Origin of the sequence: Sphingomonas endolithica, from assembly GCF_025231525.1 — a bacterium.
Classification (GTDB): Bacteria; Pseudomonadota; Alphaproteobacteria; order Sphingomonadales; family Sphingomonadaceae; genus Sphingomonas; species Sphingomonas endolithica.
The window spans coordinates 3,185,376-3,209,574 of record NZ_CP103057.1 but is presented as its reverse complement, the minus strand read 5'-3'; the positions used below and the strand labels follow the sequence as shown (position 1 = coordinate 3,209,574).

The following is a 24,199-nucleotide window of genomic DNA, read 5'->3' as shown; positions in this document are numbered from 1 at the left end:
TCCTATTGATGCCTGCGCACTGGCATTCCTACCACGCTTGGCAGGCGACCTCAGCCTCCCCCATTTGCCCCTGTCTCCTGCGTGCGCTCGTGATGCGCCGCGCTCATAGCGTCGGTTGCCGTAATATCGACGACGTGCACAGTCAGAGGACCCATCCGCCGCTTTATGCGCGTGCCAATTGGTGTCCCCATGGCTGCTCTAACCGTGAACCGGTCGATCCGGTAGATGCCCGCATGCCCCGGCTCCACATCAAGCGGCACGTAACGCCGTTCACGGACTTGTCGGAGAATGACGGACGCCCATGGACCAAGCCCGGAGTTGCGCAACACCTCAACCTCTGCAGTCCTTCCGTCCGACCGAACCCAGTAACCGACATCGGAAAACCGAATGGCGGAGTCGAGCTGTGGATTTCGCACTATGAAAGTCTGAGACGGATTGATGTCCTCGACCGGGCGCTGGAACAATATAACGGGCGCCTCGGCCGTTGATTGGCGCAACCGTGCCGCCAGCGCATCCACGGCACCTTCGTTGCTAGGGCGGATCGCGATCCGCAGGTGCAGGATATCGCGCAGTTCCAGCATCCGCCGGTTGCCCGGGCCGGCGATTTCTACCGCCTCGTCGGCAAACCGCTCGGCGTCCTTTTCCCGTCCTAACATCAGCGCCAGCCAAGCGCGCCGAAAAGCCGCGTGGGCCGCCAGTTTCACTTCACCGCGCTTCGCCGCCTTCTGTTGAACCATGTGGTAGTTGGTGGCGGCCGAGTCGAGCGCGCCGAGCCCGACCATGCTGTCAGCAAAGACAAGTTCCTCACGTAATGTTGCTATGTTGCTCTCGCCTAGGTGACGTCGCAGCACCAGTACGTCGTTGCGTGCCGATGAGCGCCAAAGGTCGGTATCACCCTCATGTTCTGCGACCTTCGCTAATGTGGCGTAGAGGCTCGACACCGGCCCTGGCAGCTCTGCGGCATGATCGCGGTTGCGGCGAATCGCGCTCTGCAGGGTACGCTGCGCATCGCGGTAGCGGCCATCGGCGAACTGCTCGACTGAGGACAAGAGCGATGCCTCGACATCTTCAGCAGGGGGGCAATTGCGGGCGAGGCATGCCTCCAGCGCCTTTTCGGCCCGGCGACCGGTTACAATGACGTCGTCCTGCGACGGTGAGGTCGAGATTGCGGCTTGAGCCATCAAGAGCAGCAGCGGAACAATCATGATCAAAACTCATACGGCTCGTGCTGGTTGTCAAGCGTCAGAAGGGTGCTGTCAGTCTAATGCGAACCGCTCTCCACAAGCTGCATTTCGCTCTTTGAGCAGGACAGCCTAGCTCGCGACCTGACCCCACTCAGCCAGCGCGGCTGAGCGGCGTTCCTTGTAGGTCTCGCGGTCAACAAGATGGCGTTCGAGGTTGAAGTGGTTGTGGACGTTGGCATGCACGCTGGCGAACTTCTGTAGCGTCTTCATCCGCCTGAACCTCAGCATCGCTCGCTCTCGTCTTCGAAAGGACAGATGGCTGTTCTCGACCCGGTTGTTAGCCCAGCGACCGACCTCCTGCTTCTGCTCGTTGCCCAGCTCTTTCATCGCTGCGCGGTAGGAGCGCAGACCATCGGTGGTTATCGCCTCAGGACTGCCATGACGCTTTAGCGCCTTCTTCATAAAGCGCAGCGCCGCCTCCTTGTCGCAGGTCTTAGTGATGTAGCTTTCGAGGATTTCGCCCTCGTGATCAACCGCTCGCCAGAGGTAGACCATCTCGCCATTCAGCTTCACGTACATCTCGTCCAAATGCCAGCGCCGGTGAAGAAAGCCGCGCATGCTCGAGATACGCTGCCGGCGACATCCGCCGGCGAACATTGGACCAAACCTGTTCCACCACATCCGCACCGTCTCGTGGCAGATATCGATGCCGCGCTCGAACAGCGGGTCCTCGACGTTGCGCAGCGATAGTGGGAATCGCACGTACATCATCACCACCAGGAGGATCACCTCTGGCGATGAATTGAAGTACCGAAACGGCTGGCAGGCTTGCGGGGGCGGGGCATGCCCTACCCCGCCCCACCTAACGATTGGTGCATTCGCTCTGACAGAGCCATCGCGCCCTATGCCCTCCGCCGTGATCGGCTCGGCCTTGCCGAACTGCTGGGCGGTCACGATCGCGTCATGCTTGTCGCAGAGGCTCTCGGTGTTCTCGTCGGTGTCCTCACCGCCACGGGTGAGGGGCACCTTGTGGTTGACCACGGTGTCGAAGGTGAAGCGGCCCTCAGCGTCGCACATCTCGCATAGGCCATCGCGTACGGGCGAGGCGGCGGGCACGCTGGACCTGTCCAGCACGGCCAAGCAGGCGCTTGTCAGGTCCGGTGTGCTGCCATGGCTTGCGCTTGCTCACCCTACGATGCCACGGAACTCAGCCCGTACAGCAGCAGCGATGCGCTCACCCTCGGCGGTTAACTGATCCGATCGAGCGATACACCGGGATGGCTCGGCAACGTCGAAGGCCAGGCTATGCAGGTCGCTGGCCAGCTGCTCGATGCGACGGGACTTGTCTATGTGAGGAGCGGGTACGCCTTCGTCCGGAAGGTAACCGCCGCTTAACGAGCTTCTCTCCCTTATTTAATTGTGGCATCTAAAGACCTCGCAATCGAGTCGAGGTGAATATGACCATAGATCTATTCGTCGCTGCTGCATTGCTCGCCATAGGCCAAGCTGGCGAGGCCCAGCCGTCTGCGGGCGCCAAGCAAGAAACCAAGGTATGTCGGCAGGAGCCAGTGACTGGCAGCAGAATCAGTGTCAGGCGCGTGTGCTTGACGCAGCAGGAATGGGCCGTCCGTGATAAGCAACTAGAGGTTTCGCGCACGATGTGGGGCAGAACATCGAACCAGCCTCCGAAGTAGGCGAGGCCTACCCAGCCGCTCCTTGAGCGTCGCAACAAAGTTCAGTGGTAAGTTGCTCGATGCGACGAGCCTTGGCGAGGTGCGGTGCAGAAACGGTCATCGTACACCCCCTGAAACGGGTAAGCCCGCCCGATGAGGCGGGCTCGGATCTACGCCGGACAGAATTTTGCGGGCGCTTTTTGCCACTTTCGTGGCCACCTGGAAGCCCTCATTCGCTGAGCGCCGCCACAATGACGAACGGCGACAATTGGTGGTAAGCGGACATTCGGCATACGCGGCATGTAAATGTTCGCGGTGAGACAAAGAGCGATAGCGCATCGTCCCATCGAGTCGTCAGTTCAGCCAAATACCCTTATTCTCCGGTGAGGCTGGGAACGTTCGAAGCATCATCAGTGCCGTTTTTAGGTTCTCGAACGCCCCTGCCACCGGGGCGCTCTGCTTCGTGCAGGTATCGTCTCTGATCTTGCCGTCAAACTGCGCAGCAGTCGCGACATCTGCCAGCAAGAAGGACAAGTCGCCCCCACCCTCAATCGGACCTGTGCGAAGCCAGTAGTTATGCGGATGCCCACAGTCTTTCGAGACAGTGTAGCTTACGCTGCGATCGACACCGACGAGGACCTTTAGATTGCCCTCTTGAAGCATCAAGCCACAGGACGTTATTGCCTTGCCATCTGCCCGCATCGCGCAGTTCACGTCCCAGCCGAGGACTATGCCAATATGACGGGAGGGCGCTTGCCCATCGGCAGGGACGACCGTCGCAACGAACAATCCGAGTGCAAGTAAGAACGATCGCAACATCGCACCTCCGAGTTGTCGTGAGAAGATGAGCATGCTCGGACAGCGCAATGTCCGCAAGTGGGCGATTGCTGCCACGTCCGAATTGGTGGCAAGCTGACGCCGACAGCGCCAGCTACGATCGTCTTTTGACGCCGGGCATGAAGCGAAAGAACACGATGCTGGACACAAGGCCCACTACCGCCAACACCTCCGCGTCGTGATTGCCGAACACGCGCCAACCGGCGAAGCTGCTAAGTGCCGACAATGTCAAAGCTCCTGTCAAAATGCCCGCAACAAGTCGCTGCATGGCGCTAGGAGGCTTTGGGAGCCACTCGTATGTGTCGCTGCTCACCGCACCTTTGTGACATCGCCGTAGCGGGATCGCAATGTCCGCTATTGGGCGATAGCGGTCCGTCTGCTTCCGGTAAGGCGTGTGGTGATGGCGGACATCGCGCAACCCTACCGTCTCTGAACAGGGCCGTATCAACTGAATGGCGTGCTCGACGACGCCTGCATCAGCCCATGAGCAGCAGTAAGCGTTAGCGGATTCGTAGCCAGTTGCCGGATATTAGCGGCATAATTAGCATAGCAAGGCATGCTCCCATGCTAGATTACCGGGCTCTCATAGTTGCAGCATCGACATTGGCAGTCGGTGCGTGCGGGACGGCATCTTCCCAAATACCCGACAGCTCCAAGCCGGGACACTGTGTAGCGGCATTTCACTACGGCAGAGAATTGGCTCTAGCTGGGCCTAATCCCAAGATGTCGCTAACCCTTCAATCAACGGCACGCGCTTTGTTTGAAGGCAAGCGGATGCAGGTCAACGGCACATTCGCTACTGGCGAGAGGGAAAGCGCGGCCCTTCTCAAAGCTCATGGTCATGATTCCGAGGTCATGATGCCTCTATTGCTCGCGTGCGCCAAAAAGCAGGATGCTGATCCTCTGTATCGTTCTTTGAACGACAGTGGGCAGCTTATGGCGGCAGCCCGGAAGACCGATCCGGCATGCCGTTCCGATATGGCCTGCAGTAGCGCGACGAAATAGCCAGTGCACTACTCACCTATCTCCATTCGCTATCCAGTTGGGACCTAGCGGCATCATCGCCCCGCCGATCGCTCCGCCATGATCGAAAGTGGTGGAGGCTGTGTGAAAACGCGGACACAGGCGCACGAGCCGCAACATTGATTCAAAGTCCGCCGCGAGTTGATCCCGTTCTTACACGAACATGGCCGTGTTGATTCGGATCTTGCTCGTTTCGGTAGCGACGAGACGTTTTCACACAGCCTCGGTGGAAAGCGGTCGTTGACCTTAATCGGGTATCACGGCTGACACATGGGGAAGCACATGACAGGCAAAAGCTATCGGGATGAGCTTACCCCTGCGATCCGCTTTGCGAAGGGAGCAAGGTGGGCTTGGTTAAACCGTTCAACCAACCTCATTTTCTGACGGAGCAGGAAAACGGCAGTATTCTGCCGAAATTGGCAACCCCAAGTGTATGGCAGTTGCTGAAACCAAGCGATTTTGATCAACTTAACACCAACTAAATATCAACCAAAGTAGCAGCGGGTGACGGTCCGGTGGATGGCTCTTAACGCGCGGCACCGCCGTATTGGCAGCATCCGGGTGATGGCTTTGAGCATTTCATAGGACCTCCTCTTGACGACCGGCGAGGAAAGAATGCTCGCCTATAAGCACTCAGGTTGAGGAGCGACCGCATCGTGACGTGACCGACTGTCGCGTGAGACGTCGGAGCCAACATAGGTAGCGGGCAGCAACGAGCAGTGATACCGCACGCTTGAGATCCATTGGAACAATAGATGCTTAGCTTCCTCGCCGACGGTGGTCAGATGGGCGCCGCAATCCGTGCATACGACTGGGCTGAGACGCCGCTCAGCGTTCCGGCGGAATGGCCCACGCCGCTCAAGACGCTTGTGTCTGTCCTTCTCAGCGCGAACCAGCCCATGTTCGTCGCTTGGGGATCTTCGCAGACCTTCCTCTATAACGATGCTTATGCCGTCGTGCTGGGTGACAAGCATCCCGCTGCGCTGGGTCGATCCTTCCTGGGGGTATGGTCGGAGATCGAGGCGGATCTGATCCCGATCGTGGAACAGGCATATGGCGGGATGCCCGTACACATGGACGACATCACCCTCATGATGAACCGGCACGGATATGAGGAGGAGACCCACTTCGCCTTCTCCTACACGCCCATCCGAGGCGACAGCGGGCTGGTGGAAGGTCTGTTTTGCGCATGCACCGAAATCACCGAGCAGGTGCTTGCCGCGCGGCGCCGTGCCGCGGACACCGAACGGCAGCGTCGCATGTTCGAGCAGGCGCCTGGCTTCATCACGGTCCTGAACGGTCCCGAGCACGTCTTCGAGTTCGCCAACGCCACCTATCGGCGCCTGTTCGGCGAGCGGGAGTTCGTCGGCAAGACCGTGCGCGAGGCGTTTCCCGAGCTGATCGGCCAAGGGTTCTACGACCTGCTCGATCAGGTCTACCGGACAGGCGAGCGTTACGTCGCGGATCGCACACCCGTCCGCCTCGAGCTTCCAGGCGCTGGACCTGTGGAGCTCATGCTCGACTTCATCTACGAACCCATCACGGACGATGGCGGACGTGTGACGGGCATCTTCGTCGAGGGACATGACTCGACCGAGACGTACCGGGCGGAAGCCGAGCTTCGCGAGAGCGAGGAGCGTAACAGGCGCATCGTGGAGGGGGTGAAGGACCACTCCATCTTCACGGTCGACGCCGACAATCGGGTGTTAGACTGGACGCCAGGCGCGGCGGCCGTGTTCGGCTGGTCGGTTGCCGAGATGGAGGGCAACAGCGCGGACATCCTCTTCACTTCGGAGGACAGGGCTGCCGGCGTGCCAGACCGGGAACTCGCCACGGCGCGCGCTGAAGGTTGCGCAAACGACGAACGCTGGCACGTGCGCCGTGACGGCTCGCGCTTCTTCGCAAACGGGTCGGTCCGCCCTCTTCACGATGCCGACGGCACCATTGGCGGCTTTATCAAGATCGCCCGCGATGAAACCCAGCGCCGGAGCGCCGAGGCCGCGTTGCGCGAGACCGAACAACGCTACCGCTTGGCTGCCAAGGCGACCAACGATGCTATCTGGGACTGGAACCTCGCCAGCAATCGCGTGGACTGGAACGAGGCGGTCACCGTGTTGTTCGGATATGCGGAAGACGAGGTCGAGCCGACCGGCGACTGGTGGATGGAGCACATTCACCCGGATGACCGCGACCGTGTCGACACCGCCATCCATGCAGTCATCGACGGCGCTGGCGACCATTGGGCAGCCGAATACCGCTTCCGTCGCGCGGATGGGACGTTCGCCGATGTCTTCGATCGTGGGCACGTGTTTCGGGATGAGGACGGGCGCGCGATTCGCATGATCGGCGCCATGCTCGATCTGACCGAGCGGAAGCGCGCGGAGGAGCGGCTGCGCGAACTCAACGACACCCTGGAAAGCCGCGTCGCCGAGCGAACGGCCGAACTGATGGCGACGCAGGATGCGCTGCGCCAGTCTCAGAAGATGGAGGCGGTGGGACAGCTCACTGGAGGGCTGGCGCACGACTTCAACAATCTCCTGACGGGCATCTCCGGCAGTCTGGAGATGATGCAGGTCCGCGTGTCGCAAGGGCGGGTGGCGGATGTCGAGAAGTACGTGAATGCGGCGCAGGGGGCCGCAAGGCGCGCCGCCGCGCTGACGCATCGACTGCTCGCCTTCTCGCGGCGCCAGACGCTCGCGCCGAAGCCGACGGACGTGAAGCAGCTGGTCTCCGGCATGGAGGATCTGATCGGCCGCACCGTCGGTCCGGCGGTGGAGATCGGGACCGTGCATGCGGCCGGGCTGTGGCCGAGTTTGATCGACCCCAGCCAGCTGGAGAACGCGGTTCTCAACCTGTGCATCAACGCACGCGACGCCATGCCGGAAGGTGGCAAGATCACGATAGAGACGGCGAATAGATGGATGGATCATCGTGCGGCCGAGCAACGGGGGCTGGAGCCGGGCCAGTACATATCCTTGTGCGTGTCCGACACGGGCACCGGCATGACGCCGGGCGTCATTGAGAAGGCGTTTGACCCGTTCTTCACGACCAAGCCTATAGGCGTGGGCACCGGCCTGGGCCTCTCGATGATCTACGGGTTCGCAAAGCAGTCCGGCGGTTCGGTCGGCATCTACTCCGAGGTGGGCGAAGGCACGATGGCGTGCATCTACCTGCCGCGACACTTCGGAGAGGCGGAGGCGGGGGAGATCGAAACAGACCTCGAGCAGTCACCTCGCGCAGAGGCCGGTGAAACGGTGCTGGTCGTCGATGACGAGCCTACCGTGAGGATGCTCGTTGCTGAGGTCCTTACCGATCTGGGCTACACGGCGATTGAGGCCGCCGACGGCGCGGCGGGACTCAAGATCCTGAACTCCGACCTGAGGATCGATCTGCTGATCACCGATGTCGGCCTGCCGGGCGGCATGAACGGTCGACAGGTGGCAGATGCGGCGCGCAACATCCGTCCCCATCTGAAGGTGCTTTTTATCACTGGGTATGCTGAAAACGCCGTGCTCAGCCACGGTCATCTCGACCCAGGCATGCACGTGCTGACCAAGCCCTTTGGCATGGATGCGCTTGCTGGCCGCATACGCGAATTGATCGAAGCCTGACTACGATCGTCCGAATGCACTTTCGACGACAGTACACATTCTAATGGCCACTCTTCGGCTTCGGATAATCGTTGATCTCCACCCAGTAGCCGTCTGGATCCTAGCGCCATGCGGCCATCGTACTGCGGCCTAGATAACTGTCCGCACCACCTAGACCGCGTGGGCCACAAGTCACGTCATGCGACTCGTTTATCCAGTTCGATTGAGGGTACGAATGAGGAAAGACAATGCCTAGCTCATTGGCACCGAGCGCGAGTTGTTAAAGATTTCCTGCTCATATTCGGTATCGAGCTCTGAATCTTCAGCGAGGCTCGCAACCGACGTCAGGTCGAATCACGGTGTTAGAGCTCCAGAATACCATTCTCGAGATGATCGCGACCGGCGAAACACTGGCAAATACCGTGGAACGCATGTGCGAGGAGGCGGAAAGACTCGCGCCCGGTGCCGTTTGCTCTGTTCTGACGGTTGATCGAGCAGGCTTGATCCATCCTCTTGCCGGCCCAAGTCTCCCAGCCGAGTATTCGGCAGCACTGGAGGGGGTGCCGATTGGCCCGCACGTTGGATCGTGCGGAACCGCCGCCTTCCTTCGCGAGGAGGTGACGGTTACCGACATTGCGAACGATCGCAGGTGGGCGGCTTTCAAGCATCTGGCTCTTCCTATCGGCCTACGCGCATGCTGGTCCAAGCCGATCCTCAACGCGGCTGGGGAAGCGATCGGCACCTTCGCCTTCTACTATCGTGAGTGCAGAGGTCCGACACAGCTTGAGAGGGAGATCGTTCGGAATTGCGTGCATCTATGCATCATTGCCTTGGAGCGGCACCAGCGCGTCATCGAACATGAGCGCCGCGCCTTCACTGACGCGCTCACCGGGCTGTCCAACCGAGCAGCGTTCGATGTTGCGTTAGCGGCGCTCGACTGCGAACGGCCGGGGGATTGGGCGCTGCTCGTTCTTGATCTCGACAACCTCAAGCTCGTGAACGACACGTTTGGCCATCAAGCAGGTGACTGCCTTCTGCAGACTGCCGGAGCCAGGATCACCGCAGCGTCAGCCAGGGAGCGAGCCTTCCGCCTTGGTGGCGACGAGTTCGCCATCATCGTCCAGGCGCCGGAAGAGCTACGTGACCTGGAGCAAACCGCTGAACGCATCCTGGAGATGCTGGCTGAGCCTGCAGAATGCGGCGACCACCTCGTCGTGCCGCGCGCGACCGTTGGTGGTGCGGTGCTATCGGCAGGCGACCGCATAGCTGAACGGGTCCGCCAAAACGCGGACTTTGCTCTATATCACGCAAAGGAAACCGGACGCGGCGGCTTCGTGCGGTACTGGCCGGGGCTAGGAACAAACATCACCCGCCGCTTGGGCCACATCCGGGAAGTGGATGCGGCGCTGCTCGAAAACCGGATCGAGGCTTTCTACCAGCCGGTCGTCCGGTTGGACACGCGCGACATCGTGGGGCTCGAGGCTCTGTGCAGGATGCGGCTGGGCGACAGCATTATATCCGCCGGCGATTTCCAGGAGGCGATGAAGGACGTGCACGTCGCGAAGGCGCTGACGGAGCGGATGATGAAGCTCGTCGCGGCAGACGTTCGTGCGTGGCTCGACATGGGCATCCCCTTCCAGCACGTCGGCGTCAACGTCTCGTCCGCGGACATGCATGGTGGCACCCTCGACTCCATGCTCGCGGCGGCCTTCGGACGCGAGGGCGTTCCGCTGAAGCACGTTATCGTCGAGGTTACAGAAACCGTCTACATGGGCGATGGCGACCACATGGTTCGCAAGGCTGTCGAGACGCTGCGCGCGAAAGGTCTTCGGGTTGCACTTGACGATTTCGGCACGGGCTACGCCTCGCTGACTCACTTGCTCACCGTGCCTGTGGACATCATCAAGATCGACAAGAGCTTCGTCAATCGTCTGGCTCCCAACAACGCCAGCATGGCGATTGTGGAAGGTCTGATCCAGATCGCGAGGAAACTAGACATCCGTGTCATTGCCGAGGGGATAGAGACCGAGGATCAGGTCGACCTTCTACAAGCAGCCGGCTGCGTCCTTGGACAAGGCTATCTGTTCTCGAGGGCGGTAAATCGGGACGCAACGACGGAGTTGCTGATCGAGCGTGCGCAACGTTGCGACGAGCCTTCGATGTCGCAATATAAGGCTCCCGCGCAACGAGCACGAAATCCGCGCCATTAGGTCTGCACGCTGGAAAGCGGCTACCACCGCCTGGCCAGCCTGTGGATGGCAGACCCTCGGTGGCTCCGCCGATTGGCAGCATCCGGGTCAGGCCAACGATCAAGCCTTAGGACTTCGTTGCTGAATACCGTCGCGCTGCTGCGGAGCGGTGAGACTTGTCCCGCCCCAGTTGGGCCCCTCTCCGACATCTGCGCCGTGTCTTAGCAACTGTACCTTAGTGCTTTGCTAAAGCTTGCCTCGGAATGGTACACCATTCCGAGGCAAGCTCGATCTCGAATCCCGCTTCGATGCGAGACGGTTAGAGCCAAGCTCGGGGTCGGTATTTAGGGGATTGTCGATCAGTGCCATCGCCCTGTACGGCGCCCGCGAAGCTCCAGCCAGAGCCCGCTCGATATTGTAAGGCCGAGCATGCTGGGAGCATCGAGACCATGCTTCCTTGATATGCTCGCGTCAGATCCCGTTTAGTTGAACACTTCATCTCAGGTTGAGAATGCAACCTCGGAAACACCATTGGCAACACGCCAACTAAGCAGGGCACCGACGGCGCTCGACATGCCGGCAGCAAACACGATCTTCGGCTCATAGGCTCACCGTACGTAACTCGGGGGACTTGGTCCTCCGTTCGCATCCTGTCTCCCCGACCACTTCTCCGAAACGACGGTTTTCTGCGGTTTCTTGTTCAAGCGCTGTGACACATCCCGTGACACTTGGCGTGACAAAGAACGACGACCCGGCAACGGCTGCTGCACCGACCTGTCATACGGTGCCGGGCGCCAGCTCGGATAACTTCGGTGCTTGCGCGCTTTAATTCTGGCGCCTGCTTTGTCGATCGCGAACGTCGCGACCTGGTGGACTGCTGACGGTCGGCTTTCGGGACTCCGGCTGGTTTTCGGTCTGTCCGCTTTCCCGCCGACGCAGCGAGAGCGGGCTTTACATCGGAACCGAAGTTATACGTAAAGCCGTGACCCAAGAACGACGGTTTGCACATCTGTTTCCGCCAAATGTTCCTTCATACACTTTGCTTGGCTAACGTGGTCGTCGGACGTTCCGCGAAAGCCAATAGTGTTGGGAGCGGCTTCGATCATGTAGGCGTCAGCCGCACCGCACCGCAATTTGGCAGCAAGGAATTGGGCGCGCGAGAACGGAGGCTTCCGACTGGCGCAGCCTCCCAGAATCATCGTCAGCGACAAGGCGAGCAAGATGCACTTGTTCATCCAAACTGATCCCCACCGTCCGCTTTGAGCGAAAGTACCGTGATCGGCTTACGTCGGCTAGTGGGCGATTGCTGCCATGGCCGACATTGGTGGAAAGGCGACCGTCCGCTTTCGGGAAGGGGATGGCGATTAGCCGACGTTATTTCGCTGGTGAACCGCGCTCATCCAGCTTGGTATTGCCTCCGCGAAGACGCCGTATCGCAATGACCTTTCCGCCAGCGAGGTCGTAGGCCACCGCGTCGTAGGACCAGCAACAATGTGCTGGAACATCGCCGCCCCAGCTTCCGGCTGAATTAAAATACTCGATAAACAGGAGGCGTCCTGTGGACGAAAATCCGGGAGCCATTTTGAAGACAACGCCGTCAGCGGACAGCTTTTTCCCAAACGTGTTCATCCAGTCTGTCTTGCTGCGAGCTACCTCTTTGCCATCCTCAGATACATGCACGGCGTCGGACAGAAGCGCTCCATAGGCAGCTAAGTTTTTCGTTTCGATTGACCGAACCAGTTCCTCGCTCAGCCTATCTTGGCCCGGCAATGATGGTGCAGGCGGGACCTGTGCGTTACTCGGAAGGGACGCTGTAATAATCAAAGTAGCGCCAACAATCTTGCCAAGCATCGCTCTCGCCCCCTTACCTACCGACCGCTTCTAGGCGCTCGGCCAACGCGAGCAAAGGGCTAGGATTGGGCGTTCGCTGCCCGTCCGCTTTCGGGCTGCACCTCGCGCTTCGTGAATGACCGGGATTGGTGGTTAGGGGACTGGCTGCTTTTGGGTGGCCGCAGCAGGAAGCAGACCTTTTCTGCGTAATATCTGCACATGTTGAGGCTAACAGCTTAGGTGGAAACAGGCTGCTCCGCTCCTGTGATTACAGGACCGATCCCTAGGAGAACATCAATGCTCGTCCTTCTTCTGATCCTATCAGCCGCTGCGGCGGAGCCGAAGGTGATCGCTACATTCAGTGACCCCGCCGCTAAGCGGGAGGGGCTCGTGGCTGAGCAGATTAGCCGTCCCTCCACGATCCCGTCACAGGCATTTGCTGGTCAACTAGTGGAAGCGGAGGGGCTAACCTCTTGGGGTCCTGAAGACCCGACTGGCTCACGATCAGGTGACCAGTTCCAATGGCGCGCACGACACGCCGCGAACGGCCGGGAGGTCGTGGTCTACTTCTCTCCGAACAAGCAGACGGTGTGCAGGATACGGCGGCAACGAGGAGGTGTGTCTGACGTTCACTGGCGGGCGGTCCGATGGTGCGCCGCCTCACTAGGCATAACGCTTCCCGCGAAGCGAGCGCCGCACGCGGCAGCTTTCAGCCAAGTTGTTCCTGCGGCTCAATGACTGAAATTGGGCGTTAGCTGCCATGGCCGGGAATGGTGGAAAGCAGACAGGCAGCTTCTGACTTGCACGGGATGATTGATATGGTACCGTTGCAACATGATCGGACCGGCAATCGCGGCGGTACTATTCGGCATCATTGGCGCAGTCATCCTAAGCTGTCTCGCCGCAGCTCTGTCGCATGGCATAGTCGAGGGTGCCAGTATGATGATCGGGCGTAAGAGTCGGCTAGTTTCAGCCTTTGTCGCATTAGGACTGGCTTCTCTACCCCTGCTGCTTCTCATGCCTAGCCTGTATCGGCAGTTCACTAGCGGGAGCCCGTTTGAATATGCCGATCAGTATTGGAGCGTTTCGCTTCTGATTGCCGCAGGCGCAGCCCCATTGAGTGCTTTCAAGTGGATGTCCCACCGATTTGGGTTTTCGCTGCCACGTCGGACACGCACGGGCGGTCTAAAATAGCACGCGCTGGCGATCGAGCCGCCATGTACGAATGGCCGCAAACGGGCGTTAGCGGACGTTGGACGGCTCGCCAGCCTGAACGGCCGAAAGTGGTGGAAAGTGGAAGGTCCGCTAATCTCTTCGGAAGCAGAGAATGCAGACGGGGATCGGCGATAGCGCGAGCAAAGCAAACACGATCAGCCCGCTGACGTCGCCCTTAAGGTCGAACCCGAAGAATGCGAACGTGAACCATACCATCGCGGCAATAGCGAGCGTGTAGCTGATTGCTGCAACCCGAGCCGCGATGTTCGCCTCCCCTGTCATTTGCCCGACAATAATGAAGGGGGGAACGTCCGCAATAGAACGCGGCATCTTGCGACTGAATGTCCGCAAGTGGGCGGCAGCTGCCATGGCTGAAACTGGTGGATTGCGGACCGTCTGCTGTAGGAGCGTAACAGGCGTTCTTTAGATTGGACTGTCTGGTGATGGCCCCTCAAGGTCGGGCCTCCGGTTCCAATTCGGCCAACTCCCTTCCCATACCTGCAAGATGGCAACCCACTCCGCGCCCATCGTGTTTCCAATGCAATTGAAGCCGTCTTTCCCAAGATGAAAGGGCGGATCGCCGTTCGGGAAATCGATCATCATTCCGGTCTTGCTGTCGAAAGGGTATCCTAGCACCGGGTCTACAATGCCTTCTTTCAATACCGCGTTTGTGCCGATCGCAACGTCGAACGTGCGATGGCAATTTTGACAGCATACCCGCACCAACAAATTCGTCGATCCCCATGTAGCCTCATGTGGATGGTAGTCACAGTATCGGGGAATACCTTGGAGCCACCAAATTGGAGGTTCTGAGATTCGATCTGTGATGTCCATTAGCGGATAGTGCATCTCGATCTTCCTACGTTGCTCATAGATTAATGGCAGGTTTGGAGCAGGAGAAAAGCCCCGCAACGTCCGCAATTGATGACGTGGACGGCTCTCCACCCCTCCCGCAGAATGATCTGCGGAGAGAGCCGGAAGGAGAGCCACGATGAGGAACGACACGACGATCGGTTTGGATATCGCGAAGAACGTATTCCAGGTGCACGGTGTCGATGCGGATGGCGCGGTGGTGATCCGCCAGCGGCTGACGCGAGGCCGCATGCTGAAGTTCTTCGCGAAGCTGCCGGCCTGCTTGGTTGGCATCGAGGCGTGCGCATCATCACACTATTGGGCACGTGAGCTGGTCGCGCTGGGACACGACGTGAAGCTGATGCCGGCGCAATATGTGAAGCCGTACGTCAAGCGGGGCAAGAACGACGCGGCCGATGCCGAGGCGATCTGCGAGGCAGTGACGCGGCCGACCATGCGCTTTGTCGGAATCAAGACACCCGAACAGCAGAGCGCGATGATGCTGCACCGGGTTCGGCTGATCCTGAATCGGCAGCGCACGCAGCTGTCGAACGCACTGCGGGCGCACCTTGCCGAGTTCGGAATCGTGGCGCCAATCGGCAGGAACGGCATCGATCAGCTCCTCGACGTCATCGCCGATCCGACTGACGAACGGGTGCCGGCGGATGCGCGGGTCTGCCTGGAAATGTTGGCCACTCAGTTGCGCATGGTGAAGGAGCAGATCCTCGACAACGACCGCAGGATCCTGGCAAGCGCGCGCGAGACCGAGCTTGGCCGCCGCCTGATGGAGATACCTGGCGTCGGCCCGCTGCTCGCCAGCGCGATCGTTGCCACCGTTCCCGATCCGGCGATCTTTCGTTCAGGGCGCAACCTCGCGGCATGGATCGGCCTGGTGCCGCGGCAGAACTCCAGCGGCGGCAAGGAGCGGCTTGGCGGCATCACCAAGGCCGGGCACCAGTATCTGCGCCATATGCTGATCGTCGGGGCGATGGCGGTGGTGCGCTATGCCGAGCGCAACGGTGCGAAGCGGCCGTGGCTCGTGCAACTGCTCGCGCGGCGTAAGCCAAAGGTTGCTGCGGTCGCGCTCGCCAACAAGAATGCCCGCATGATCTGGGCGATGATGGCCAGCGGCGAGCGCTATCGCGAGCCGCAGATCGCATAAGGAACACGGCGCGGTCGACCGCGCCTGACGAGGTTGGGAAGGGCGAACAGAAGCTAATGCACAAAGCCGGTTGAAACCGCCGGATCGGGAGAACCCAAAGCGCCCAAGCACCACGAGTGCGTGCAATTGATCGGGACCCGAAACGCGCGAATGGCATTACGGCCAGCGGCACCATGCGCCGCACCAACAGGTCGGACACATGGCCGCACCAACCAGCAGTGCGAAGCGACTAATCAAGCTTGCCAACGGAGGGCCGTCCACACATGGGCGTTAGCTGGCTCTAGAGATGGGCGAGACTGGCGAGCGTGGCCCAGGCCATCGACACCCGTAGCCATAAGCGCGCCGCAGAAGGCAAACGAGCCCAATGTCACATTCGTGCGCCGCGATTGTCGCAGGTCGGCCATGATCCGCTGCCCGCAGTAGATCAGGTTGCAGACGAGCAGTGCCAGCGTCAGCAGAATGACCATCAGGATACCCATGGCAGCATCATCGCCCAAGTGGCGAATGTCTGCAATTGGGCGCTTCCGGTCTGTCCGCTCCTGGCGTCCGCTCTGCCGATCCCGAACGTCGCGACCTGGTGGGAAGCGGTCGTTGACCTTAATCGGGTATGACGGCGGACTCATGGGGAAGCACATGACAGGCAAATGCTATCGGGATGAGCTTACCCCTGCGATCCGCTTTGCGAAGCAAGCAAGGTGGGCTTGGTTAAACCGTTCAACCAAGCCTATTTTATGACAAAGCAGGAAAACCGCAGTTTTCTGCCGAAATTGGCAAACCCAAGTGAATGGCAGTCGCTGAAACAAAGCGATTTTGACCAACTTAACACCAACTAAACATCAACCAAAGTAGCAGCGCATGACAGCCCGGTGGATGGCTCTCGAGCCGCGGCACCGCCGGATTGGCAGCATCCGGGTAATAGCTTCCAGCATTCCCTAGGACTTCCTCCTGACGACCGGCGAGGCGGTGCGGAGGAACGACTGATCCACAACCACGTAGATCGGGTCGATCCGCAATCTTGCGTCCCGCGTGGCGGTGTCACAACAGGGTCGATGAGCCTGACCCTGAGCGCACCGCACCGAGGTGCCGCGAGCTGTATAGAAGTGGCGTCCCTTAGGAGGTTGCCTCGGATTAGAGGCGAGCTTTAAGTCGCGCTCTCCGGCTTCTTCAGCACTGAGCATTGTTGGCTTGTAGCGCCCTGTAAACGCTCGCACGACCGATACCGAGCCTCTTGGCTATTTCGCTACCCCCGAGCCCTTGGTCACGCAGAGAACGCACCGCAGCGGCATCTACAGACGGTTTACGTCCCTTGTAGATACCAGCTGCTTTCGCACGATCGATTCCCTCACGCTGACGTTCGCGACGGATGTCAGCTTCGAACTCGGCAATCGATGCGAGCACCCCAAGGAGAAGCTTGCCTGTGCTTGTTGTCGTGTCCATTCCGGATTGTTGAAGACAGCGGAACCCGACGCCACGCTCGCTTAATCTGTTCACGATAGTGTGCAGGTCGGCAGCCGAGCGCGCCAAGCGGTCAAGTCGCGTGACGAGCAATGTGTCACCGTCCCTCACGAACGTCAGTGCTTCGGCAAGCTCATCGCGCCCAGCGGTGGTTGTGCCAGTTCGCTTCTCAGAGAAAACCTTTTCACAGCCGGCATCCTTCAGCGCATCGAGTTGCACCTCCAGCGACTGACCAACCGACGAAACGCGCGCGTAACCTACCAACATACAACCACCCTGTCTCACTGGGTTCTAGATCCAGCTTGTATGCTGTCCCAAAAATGATCGGTCAACTCTATTGAGACGCTACGACGAGGATTAACCGTCTCACCGCCTTGTCTCGCGAAGGTATACCCATGCAACGCATCGCTAAACCCGCGTTGCCACATGCGCCGTCCTCCCTTGTCTCCATCGGAAACAAGGCGGTGCCATTTTCAAATGAATGATCGGCTGCCTTCAAAACGAGATTTGGTGAACTGGGATCTTCTGGGGGCTAAGACGCGCATTGACCTGCGACATTATGTAGGCTCCGCTGGAGGGCTGGACTGCGCTGGAAATTCGACCTGATAGGAGTTTGATGCCTACTATATCTCGCGCCGCGATTGCGGCTCATCATCTAAACTTCATCGAGGATAGTGCATCCGACAGCGACTCCTTCGGAGCACATGATCGCGTAGCTACGGCAATTGCGGGCGTGATCACCGCGCACGACCGTATTAAAATGATCGGACTCCTCGGCCCATGGGGAAGCGGGAAATCTACCGTCGTGCGTCTACTTGGGAAGCGCCTTCCAGAGGATGGACCCAAGCACACCTTTATCTTTTGCTATGATGCATGGTTACATCAGAGCGACCCACCTAAGCGTTCCTTCCTTGAGCGACTTATTGCCTTTCTAGACAGCCACAAGCTGATCGAAGCTGCCGACTGGCAGGAAAATATCGATGTCCTAAATAGACGTATCGAAGACACTAAGACCATTTCCTCCCCCCGCCTTACGGCGGGTGGCTGGCTAGTCCTTCTCTCGCTTGTGCTCGTGCCTGCAGGCACTCGCCTGATTGGAACCGACTGGTACACCTTAATGCGTAAGGTCGATTCCACTTGGTACGAGCGCGCTGCTTTTCCAGCAGGTTTTTCGATGATTATTGCGCCAGCTATAATCATGTTGTCGGTATGGTTTGCGTGGCGTCCACACCGCAACCCGTTCTCAAAAGCATTTTGGTCACGAGGCAACTGGAATAAATACCGCAAGGAGCGAGAAAGTGCGTCGCTCTTGGCGCTCTTTCTCAATAAGCAGGTCTCTGAAGAAACAAAGCGCGTGATAAAATCGCCCGAGCCAACTACGCTCGAATTTCAAGACCAGTTTCGCAAACTGATCAAAGCTGCCTCGGCGGACAACCGGCGTTTTGTCCTTGTAATTGATAATCTTGATCGATTACCAGCAAAAGAAGCTATTGAGATGTGGAATACGATCCGAAGCTTCTTCCTTGGAGCGCTGGAGGAAGGAGACGCATTACCGCGCACTAGATTGCCCACAATAATCCTGCCCGTCGATGAGAATGCGATCAGCGGTATGTTTCTTGATATGAAAGACAGCGCAGCTGCTGCTAGGTCATTCGTCGACAAGACGTTCGATATTACCTTTTATTTATCGCCTCCCGTTTCCTCTCATTGGCAAAGTTATCTCGCGTGTCAGATGAAAGCTGTGTTCGGCGATATTTACGAAGATGAATGGAGCTTTCAGGTTAGCCGGATCTACTCACGAACCATCGATTCACGTTTTGCGATAACTCCGCGTGACATCAATAAGTTGATCAATGCAATTGCTACTTTGTGGTTGCAGTGGTCTGATGCGGGCATCCCGTTGGTATCAATCGCGTATTTCGTTATCCATCGCACCGTTATCGAGAAGGACATCCATGCGGCGATTGCGAACCCCGCACTCGACCTTTCAGATCAAGATGCGGAATGGGCGCGGTCTCTTGCCGCGTTGCGATTCAGCGTTCCGCTGGAAGACGCTTTGCAAGTGCTACTTGGCACGCGCTTGGAGCTTGCGCTCGCGAAGACCGACGTCGCCACATTGCGCGAGGCCGCGCAGGTTAAAGGATTTGAAGGCATTATTCATCGCCTGCTGGACGATCTACCGAATGACGACGGATCGCTACCTAGAGCTGTCACACTATTAGCGCGAGCCGAGCTCGATGACGCGCCGTGGCTCAGATCGGCATGGCGCAAGCTCCGCCGAAATTTCCTTGCAGGAGACATGCTTGAGGATGGTGGGGTCGATGCGTTTGAAATGCTTTCTACAAGTTGCCCGCCGGATCGGCTTGAATCCTTCTTGGCTGACGTCGCGATCGCGATCCCGACGATACCGCAACACTCGCTATTCCAGGCCCACAGCCGCCGCGTGCGCTTGGTCAGCTTGATTGAGATGCTCTGGACGCGAGCTGCAGCGGCTGAACTGGTGCGCCCTAACGTTCTCTTGCCTGGCGATGCGACTCTCTTCCTCGACGTGACTTCGGCGTTGTGGAAGGATGACGATGCCGAGATACCGTTACGGACCATTCACAGCCCCAATGCGATCGTCAGTGCGTTCGTGGAGGGACTTTCTGCGACGAACCCGGCGCCACACCAAGAAGCACGCGCGCGTATCGTGCTCGACGGGGAACCGCCGGAATCGTGGACGACGGCTATTGTCGCAGCCGACTCGGTTCTACGTACCACAGAAGCAACGAGCGCTTCCAGCGAAGCTGCCGCGCTCCTTCTCGGGCGCTTGTCGCTGGTTGAAGTAGCGGCACGTGAGAAACTTCATGCCTTAGGCGCTGAAGGCGTTCTTCAGAAAAACGTGGAACAGTTAATTGCTGCGGGCGACTACAATCCCGCTGCTCGTTTCGTCGCGCTGATGCTTGCCAGCAAAACTGCGTTAGGTACCGCTTACGGTCAAAGTTGGGATGATTTTGTTGGTGCGAACCCCTGGTTCGTCGAAGCTGTAGATAATGAATTTACTCGGTTTTCTCCACCCTCATTCGCAAGTCATCTAGTCAACCAAGCAACAAACGACCCGTCGACCTCTGGATTAATCTCGCCACTGCTCACGCGGCGAGCGCTGACGCACGACCTGGGGCGCTTGCCCGTCCAAGCCATCGTAGGAGATGTCGAACGCTATCTTCGGTTGATGCCCGACGCGGCAGGGAGCGCGCTCCTCGCGACGCTTCCAGAGTATACCAACTTTTGGACCCAGTTTGCCGCTGCCGGCCTAAGTCGCTCGGCGCTCCGCATTTACGTAGCTTTGCTTTCATCAACGGGCGGAGCGTCAGTAGCTGACCGCCGACGCGCCAAGGGCAAATTTCTTGGCGCGTTGAAGGACGTGAAGCGTGAACAATGGCGCGCCATAATCGCCGCAAACGAGCCGATGCTTGATGTTGCGGTTCTCGCGAAGGTTCCTGCCACAGGCAAGAGTAGCCAACAGGCAGATCTTTTCGGAGCGCTGAGCGACCTCCTCCCTGATCTAGTGTCGCAAGCCGAACGTCCCTATGCTCTCGCATGGACTAAAGCAGCCACCATTTTGTCATCAACGCATCGTCGTGCCGTCATGGCAACATTCCGGGACCAGTTACTCGCGCTGCCTGCGGTGGAGAATCTGGCCGGGCTACTCGAAGCCACGGGGAAGCTCCTGCTGATTGAGGGGAAACTGGTCGAGCGTGCAGATGAAGTAGTTCGCCGCATGGTTGTGCCGCTCATCGAAACGCCAGCTGGACGCAGCTGGATAATGCAGCATTATGACGATCTGAAGCCGATTTTTATCGCAAGTAACGCTGACACCCAGACCCACTTCAGCGAATTACTGGAATTGTGGGCAACGGAAGCGTCCGCTCAGGAGAGGGACGATCTTGCTCCACTCCTATCGCGATGGTCTGGCACTCACCTGAACTCCCGCTACTGAGCTAATCGATTGGTCGTTCCTGACGTCGTCAGGACGGCCAATCGCGTGCGGGCAGAACTCAGCGGCTCTGTTGTTCAATTCGTGAACCTGTGACTGCAGGCAGAGAGCAAATAAACTGGAGACCCTCAACTAACGTCATGCTGCGTCGGCGGTCTGCTACGCCTCCCGCCCTTGACTCGGGAAAGCGCGAACCAGGGCTGCGACGGCGCTACGCGGTCGGTGTTTCAGTTAGTGTCGTCGTCCATTGCGTTAAGGATCGAGTGTTCAGTCACTCGTCGTTGACACCCTGCGACGGTACACCAGTTCGAGGCAAGCTCGAGCTGGTATACCGGTTCGGAGCGTTCTCCGGCGCTACCGGCTTGTCAGCTTGGCCGAGCAGCCCTTCTACATCGGTTCAAGCGTGTGACCTTCTTCTGGATCGAAATGAACGACGCCGCTGACCTTGCCCTGCATCATTGCTCGCAGTCCTTCAAGGAGCGGCAACTTCCCGAGATCGTTTCGGATGATATGGAACGCACCGGGGGGCAGCATCGTGCTGAGCGATCCAGAAGGTAACAAATATCTCGGCAGCGTGGCTTCCTGAGCGGGCGACGATGATCGTTCCGTCCTCGGTTCCTTCTACCTGTGCGGTGAAGCATCTCATAGTTTGACCTCTTGTTTGGTTAGGTAACCGTAAGGTTGTGACGCATTGAGCGATGGGATGCGGGTGGGAAGTGCAGACGGACTCACAAGGCATTGTGGGTGCTGGTATGGCGCGAAGGTCGACGGCCCACGGTCAGCCAGCTCACCGCCGCACAGCAAGCTACGCTGCGTTCACTAAGCAGCTCGACTGTTGGGATCGCCGTCGTCACCGTTCGATCTCCACCCTAAGCAGACCCACTCCGATAGGTTCAGAGTCAATCAAATCAGATTATATAATGTTGTTGGGGATGCCGCCCCCAAAGCTCTGGTGAGAGATTTTACTCGAAGTAATCTCACCAAGAGGAGTTGGACGGGGTTTCCAGGGAGCTAAGTTCAGCAAAAACAGTGAAAAAACGAAAGCCCTCGGAGTGCCTCGTCGGAGTGGTCTTTGGCGACAGTAGCAAATTCACAGGGGGGCGGTCCTGGCCGGAGCGGGACACAAATCTAGGGGGCTCCGCCAGGCTTAGCCTTCCGAGCTAAATTCCGCACGAGGATCAAAAGGGGGAAGTAGCACCCATCCTTTCCACGGGGTGTTTTCGAACCGCTCGATCCGGCCTAAATCCCTCGACACTCTGGTGCTGAGGGCGCCAAAATTAGCGCTCGTATTTCGCCACCCTCTTTCTACAATTATTCGCGCGATGCTGGCCGCAGTCACCTTCTTCTGTTCCGCCCTCAATACCTCCCGGCAGACCCAGACGTCGATCAGCTCGAGCAGCGAGTCCACGGGCAGCTGCCATAATGCTCTAGGAGCTCCGTCCTCAGTTATGGCTTCGATCAAATCGTCCGAGCGGTAGGCCCCGGCGACAAGGATGTCGAGCAGGTGCCGATCGTCGATGTTTCCGGCGCGCAGCTGCTTCTTTCGTGCTGCAATCTGCCTGATGCGGTCCTTCTCCAGAACGGCATTGTCCGCGTCCTGATAATGATTCAGAACCGCCTGGTCATTCACGCTTTTGAATGGCGTAGCTTCCGCGACGACGCATAGTCTCCCCCATGCGCGATAGGCATGCGAACCTTTCCAGTTGGGACGGACAAAGCTCCCCGGCCCTTCCGCGAGCAGCCACTGGTCATACGCCTGTCTGAGTGCCGGGGAGGCCATAAGCCGATTCCTGACGATGCGTTCACAATCCGGTCGGAAGACGCAGGATGCGCAGCGGGATGACGGCTGAAGCCCTCGACCTTTCACCAGCTTAGTAGCATCTCTGTAGCGCAAAAACGCTGTAAGAATCCCAAAGCAAGGTCGACCAACCAGCAGTGGCATGGCAGTTATGTCGCCATCGTACATCCTGACCGAGAATGGCTCAATCTTGGTGTTCTTCAGGCGGAGCCGGGCACCGTCAGGATTCCATGAGTCCGTGCGCGTCCAGTGGCGCAGCTTCGCTCGGTAGCTGAGTTCATCCAGCTGCCGCACGGTCATCACCGTTGTGATCAATGCAGATGCCTTCGCGTCAGACATCGCGATCACCGCCGTGTGCTCGTTCAGCACAGGAGCGCGCGCGTTCTTATCAAGCGAACCGTGACTCATACCGCCCTCCGAGCACCATGCGCATCAGGCCGCTCGAGTTCTGACGTGCTGCACCGCGTCCGCGCGGTCATCCAAGCATCTAAATCGGCGAGGCGATAGCGGATTGCCCGGCGCGAGTAGCTGACGAACGGGGGACCGCCGCCAGTGCATCGCAGCTTCTCCAGTGTCGCTGTCGCGAGACCAGTATAGCGAGACGCCTGCTCGGTGTTTAGTGCAGCAGGCAAATTGCCGAGCTGTGTCACGTTATTCGTGACCAGATGTTCATCAAACGACTTCAACGGTTTACTCCATGGTTGCCGCCAACCGGATATGGCGGGCAGCAAGCCTATGGTGGCACTCGGCCGATGACGTCGTCTGGGAACCTATTTAACTTATTTAACGCGCCTCGCACTCGCGCAGCCGCTCCACGATCGCCTGGACAACTGGACGCAGCGGTTGCGGCGATCCGGGCGCCCTGGCGCCTCGCGCCTCAAGCAAGACTAGTATCTCTTCACAAATCCGGCCGACCGGCGTGCTATCTGCAGGGGGGCCCCGTTCATAGAAGTAGACCACTAGTTCCTCCGTAAGGTCAGGCCAGAAGTCTCCATGCGGCCTGCCGCCACCCCGTGACGCGCCCGACTTCAGATCAGCAAGATCCTCCCGCCACAACTGCATGCCGTTGAGTTCCACCTCAAAAGGCCGGTTGTCATCTGCGATGCTGCCAATGCCCCGCACGCGCCCCATGACCAAATCTAGCGGAAACTCCCAGCGCAGGTTCGCCCAAATTGCGGTTTTAACTTCGACGCCCTTCAGTGAGCATACCTGGTGTCCTTCCTCGCGCTCCACATAGGCACCCGCTTTGGAGCGTATACCGCCGACAGAAAGACGATCTACCAATCGCCTCCAAGCGATTTCATCACTTTCCTCTGGGCGACGGGCGAGGGAGATCGCGGTAGGCAGAGAGATCCACGAATCGCTGCTTTTCGTAACCATGCGAGGCGCCTACTGATTATACCCGCAGCTGCAAA

At 58.8% G+C, this 24,199-nt stretch carries 14 protein-coding genes and 1 pseudogene; 5 read left to right on the top strand and 10 right to left on the bottom strand.

Annotation, left to right across the window (positions count from 1 at the left end; all coding sequences use genetic code 11):
• Positions 1 to 50 precede the first annotated feature (50 nt).
• The 4 genes and pseudogenes from NV382_RS15080 to NV382_RS15070 all read right to left on the bottom strand — a co-directional run bounded on the left by NV382_RS15080 (position 51) and on the right by NV382_RS15070 (position 3,709).
• Positions 51 to 1,205 carry a hypothetical protein gene (locus NV382_RS15080; RefSeq protein ID WP_260597534.1) on the bottom strand — a complete coding sequence of 385 codons (1,155 nt, stop codon included), beginning with the start codon at positions 1,203 to 1,205 and terminating at the stop codon, positions 51 to 53.
• Positions 1,206 to 1,313: 108 nt separating this feature from the next.
• Positions 1,314 to 2,054, bottom strand: coding sequence for an IS6 family transposase (locus NV382_RS15075; RefSeq protein WP_470423655.1), 741 nt, complete (start codon positions 2,052 to 2,054; stop codon positions 1,314 to 1,316).
• Positions 2,055 to 2,207: 153 nt separating this feature from the next.
• Positions 2,208 to 2,261: pseudogene (locus NV382_RS19785) on the bottom strand (hypothetical protein); the annotation flags it as partial.
• Between the two features lie 950 nt (positions 2,262 to 3,211).
• A complete protein-coding gene (locus NV382_RS15070; protein ID WP_260597533.1) occupies positions 3,212 to 3,709 on the bottom strand; it encodes a hypothetical protein in 498 nt (165 codons plus the stop codon).
• A 1,763-nt stretch (positions 3,710 to 5,472) separates the two neighbouring features.
• Between NV382_RS15070 and NV382_RS15065 the strand changes: the two genes are divergently transcribed.
• Positions 5,473 to 8,328: a hybrid sensor histidine kinase/response regulator gene (locus tag NV382_RS15065; RefSeq protein ID WP_260597532.1), complete on the top strand. Its 2,856-nt coding sequence runs from the start codon at positions 5,473 to 5,475 to the stop codon at positions 8,326 to 8,328.
• Positions 8,329 to 8,696: 368 nt separating this feature from the next.
• Positions 8,697 to 10,517: a putative bifunctional diguanylate cyclase/phosphodiesterase gene (locus NV382_RS15060; protein WP_312026751.1), complete on the top strand. Its 1,821-nt coding sequence runs from the start codon at positions 8,697 to 8,699 to the stop codon at positions 10,515 to 10,517.
• Between the two features lie 1,353 nt (positions 10,518 to 11,870).
• Here the strand turns inward: NV382_RS15060 and NV382_RS15055 are convergent.
• A complete protein-coding gene (locus NV382_RS15055) occupies positions 11,871 to 12,347 on the bottom strand; it encodes a hypothetical protein (RefSeq protein ID WP_260597530.1) in 477 nt (158 codons plus the stop codon).
• Positions 12,348 to 13,631: 1,284 nt separating this feature from the next.
• A complete protein-coding gene (locus NV382_RS15050) occupies positions 13,632 to 13,910 on the bottom strand; it encodes a hypothetical protein (RefSeq protein ID WP_260597529.1) in 279 nt (92 codons plus the stop codon).
• Between the two features lie 622 nt (positions 13,911 to 14,532).
• Between NV382_RS15050 and NV382_RS15045 the strand changes: the two genes are divergently transcribed.
• Both NV382_RS15045 and NV382_RS15040 read left to right on the top strand, forming a co-directional pair.
• On the top strand, positions 14,533 to 15,555 hold the full coding sequence (locus NV382_RS15045) for an IS110 family RNA-guided transposase (RefSeq protein ID WP_260597528.1): 1,023 nt from the start codon (positions 14,533 to 14,535) through the stop codon (positions 15,553 to 15,555).
• 305 nt (positions 15,556 to 15,860) lie between these two features.
• Positions 15,861 to 16,166: a hypothetical protein gene (locus NV382_RS15040; protein WP_260597527.1), complete on the top strand. Its 306-nt coding sequence runs from the start codon at positions 15,861 to 15,863 to the stop codon at positions 16,164 to 16,166.
• A gap of 553 nt (positions 16,167 to 16,719) precedes the next feature.
• On the opposite strand, the gene NV382_RS15035 is transcribed toward NV382_RS15040, so the two are convergent.
• Positions 16,720 to 17,277 (bottom strand): recombinase family protein, encoded by a 558-nt coding sequence (locus NV382_RS15035; RefSeq protein WP_260597526.1) that lies wholly within the window; start codon positions 17,275 to 17,277, stop codon positions 16,720 to 16,722.
• A 349-nt stretch (positions 17,278 to 17,626) separates the two neighbouring features.
• Between NV382_RS15035 and NV382_RS15030 the strand changes: the two genes are divergently transcribed.
• A complete protein-coding gene (locus NV382_RS15030; protein ID WP_260597525.1) occupies positions 17,627 to 20,989 on the top strand; it encodes a KAP family NTPase in 3,363 nt (1,120 codons plus the stop codon).
• Positions 20,990 to 22,133: 1,144 nt separating this feature from the next.
• Here NV382_RS15030 and NV382_RS15025 read toward each other — a convergent pair.
• The 3 genes from NV382_RS15025 to NV382_RS15015 form a co-directional block, all read right to left on the bottom strand.
• Positions 22,134 to 23,192 carry a hypothetical protein gene (locus NV382_RS15025; protein ID WP_260597524.1) on the bottom strand — a complete coding sequence of 353 codons (1,059 nt, stop codon included), beginning with the start codon at positions 23,190 to 23,192 and terminating at the stop codon, positions 22,134 to 22,136.
• The gene (locus NV382_RS15020; protein ID WP_260600437.1) at positions 23,189 to 23,434 is read right to left on the bottom strand and encodes a helix-turn-helix transcriptional regulator; all 246 of its coding nucleotides are present in this window, start codon (positions 23,432 to 23,434) and stop codon (positions 23,189 to 23,191) included. The genes NV382_RS15025 and NV382_RS15020 overlap by 4 nt, the downstream gene beginning before the upstream one ends.
• A 133-nt stretch (positions 23,435 to 23,567) precedes the next feature.
• The gene (locus NV382_RS15015) at positions 23,568 to 24,164 is read right to left on the bottom strand and encodes a hypothetical protein (RefSeq protein ID WP_260597523.1); all 597 of its coding nucleotides are present in this window, start codon (positions 24,162 to 24,164) and stop codon (positions 23,568 to 23,570) included.
• Positions 24,165 to 24,199 lie beyond the last annotated feature (35 nt).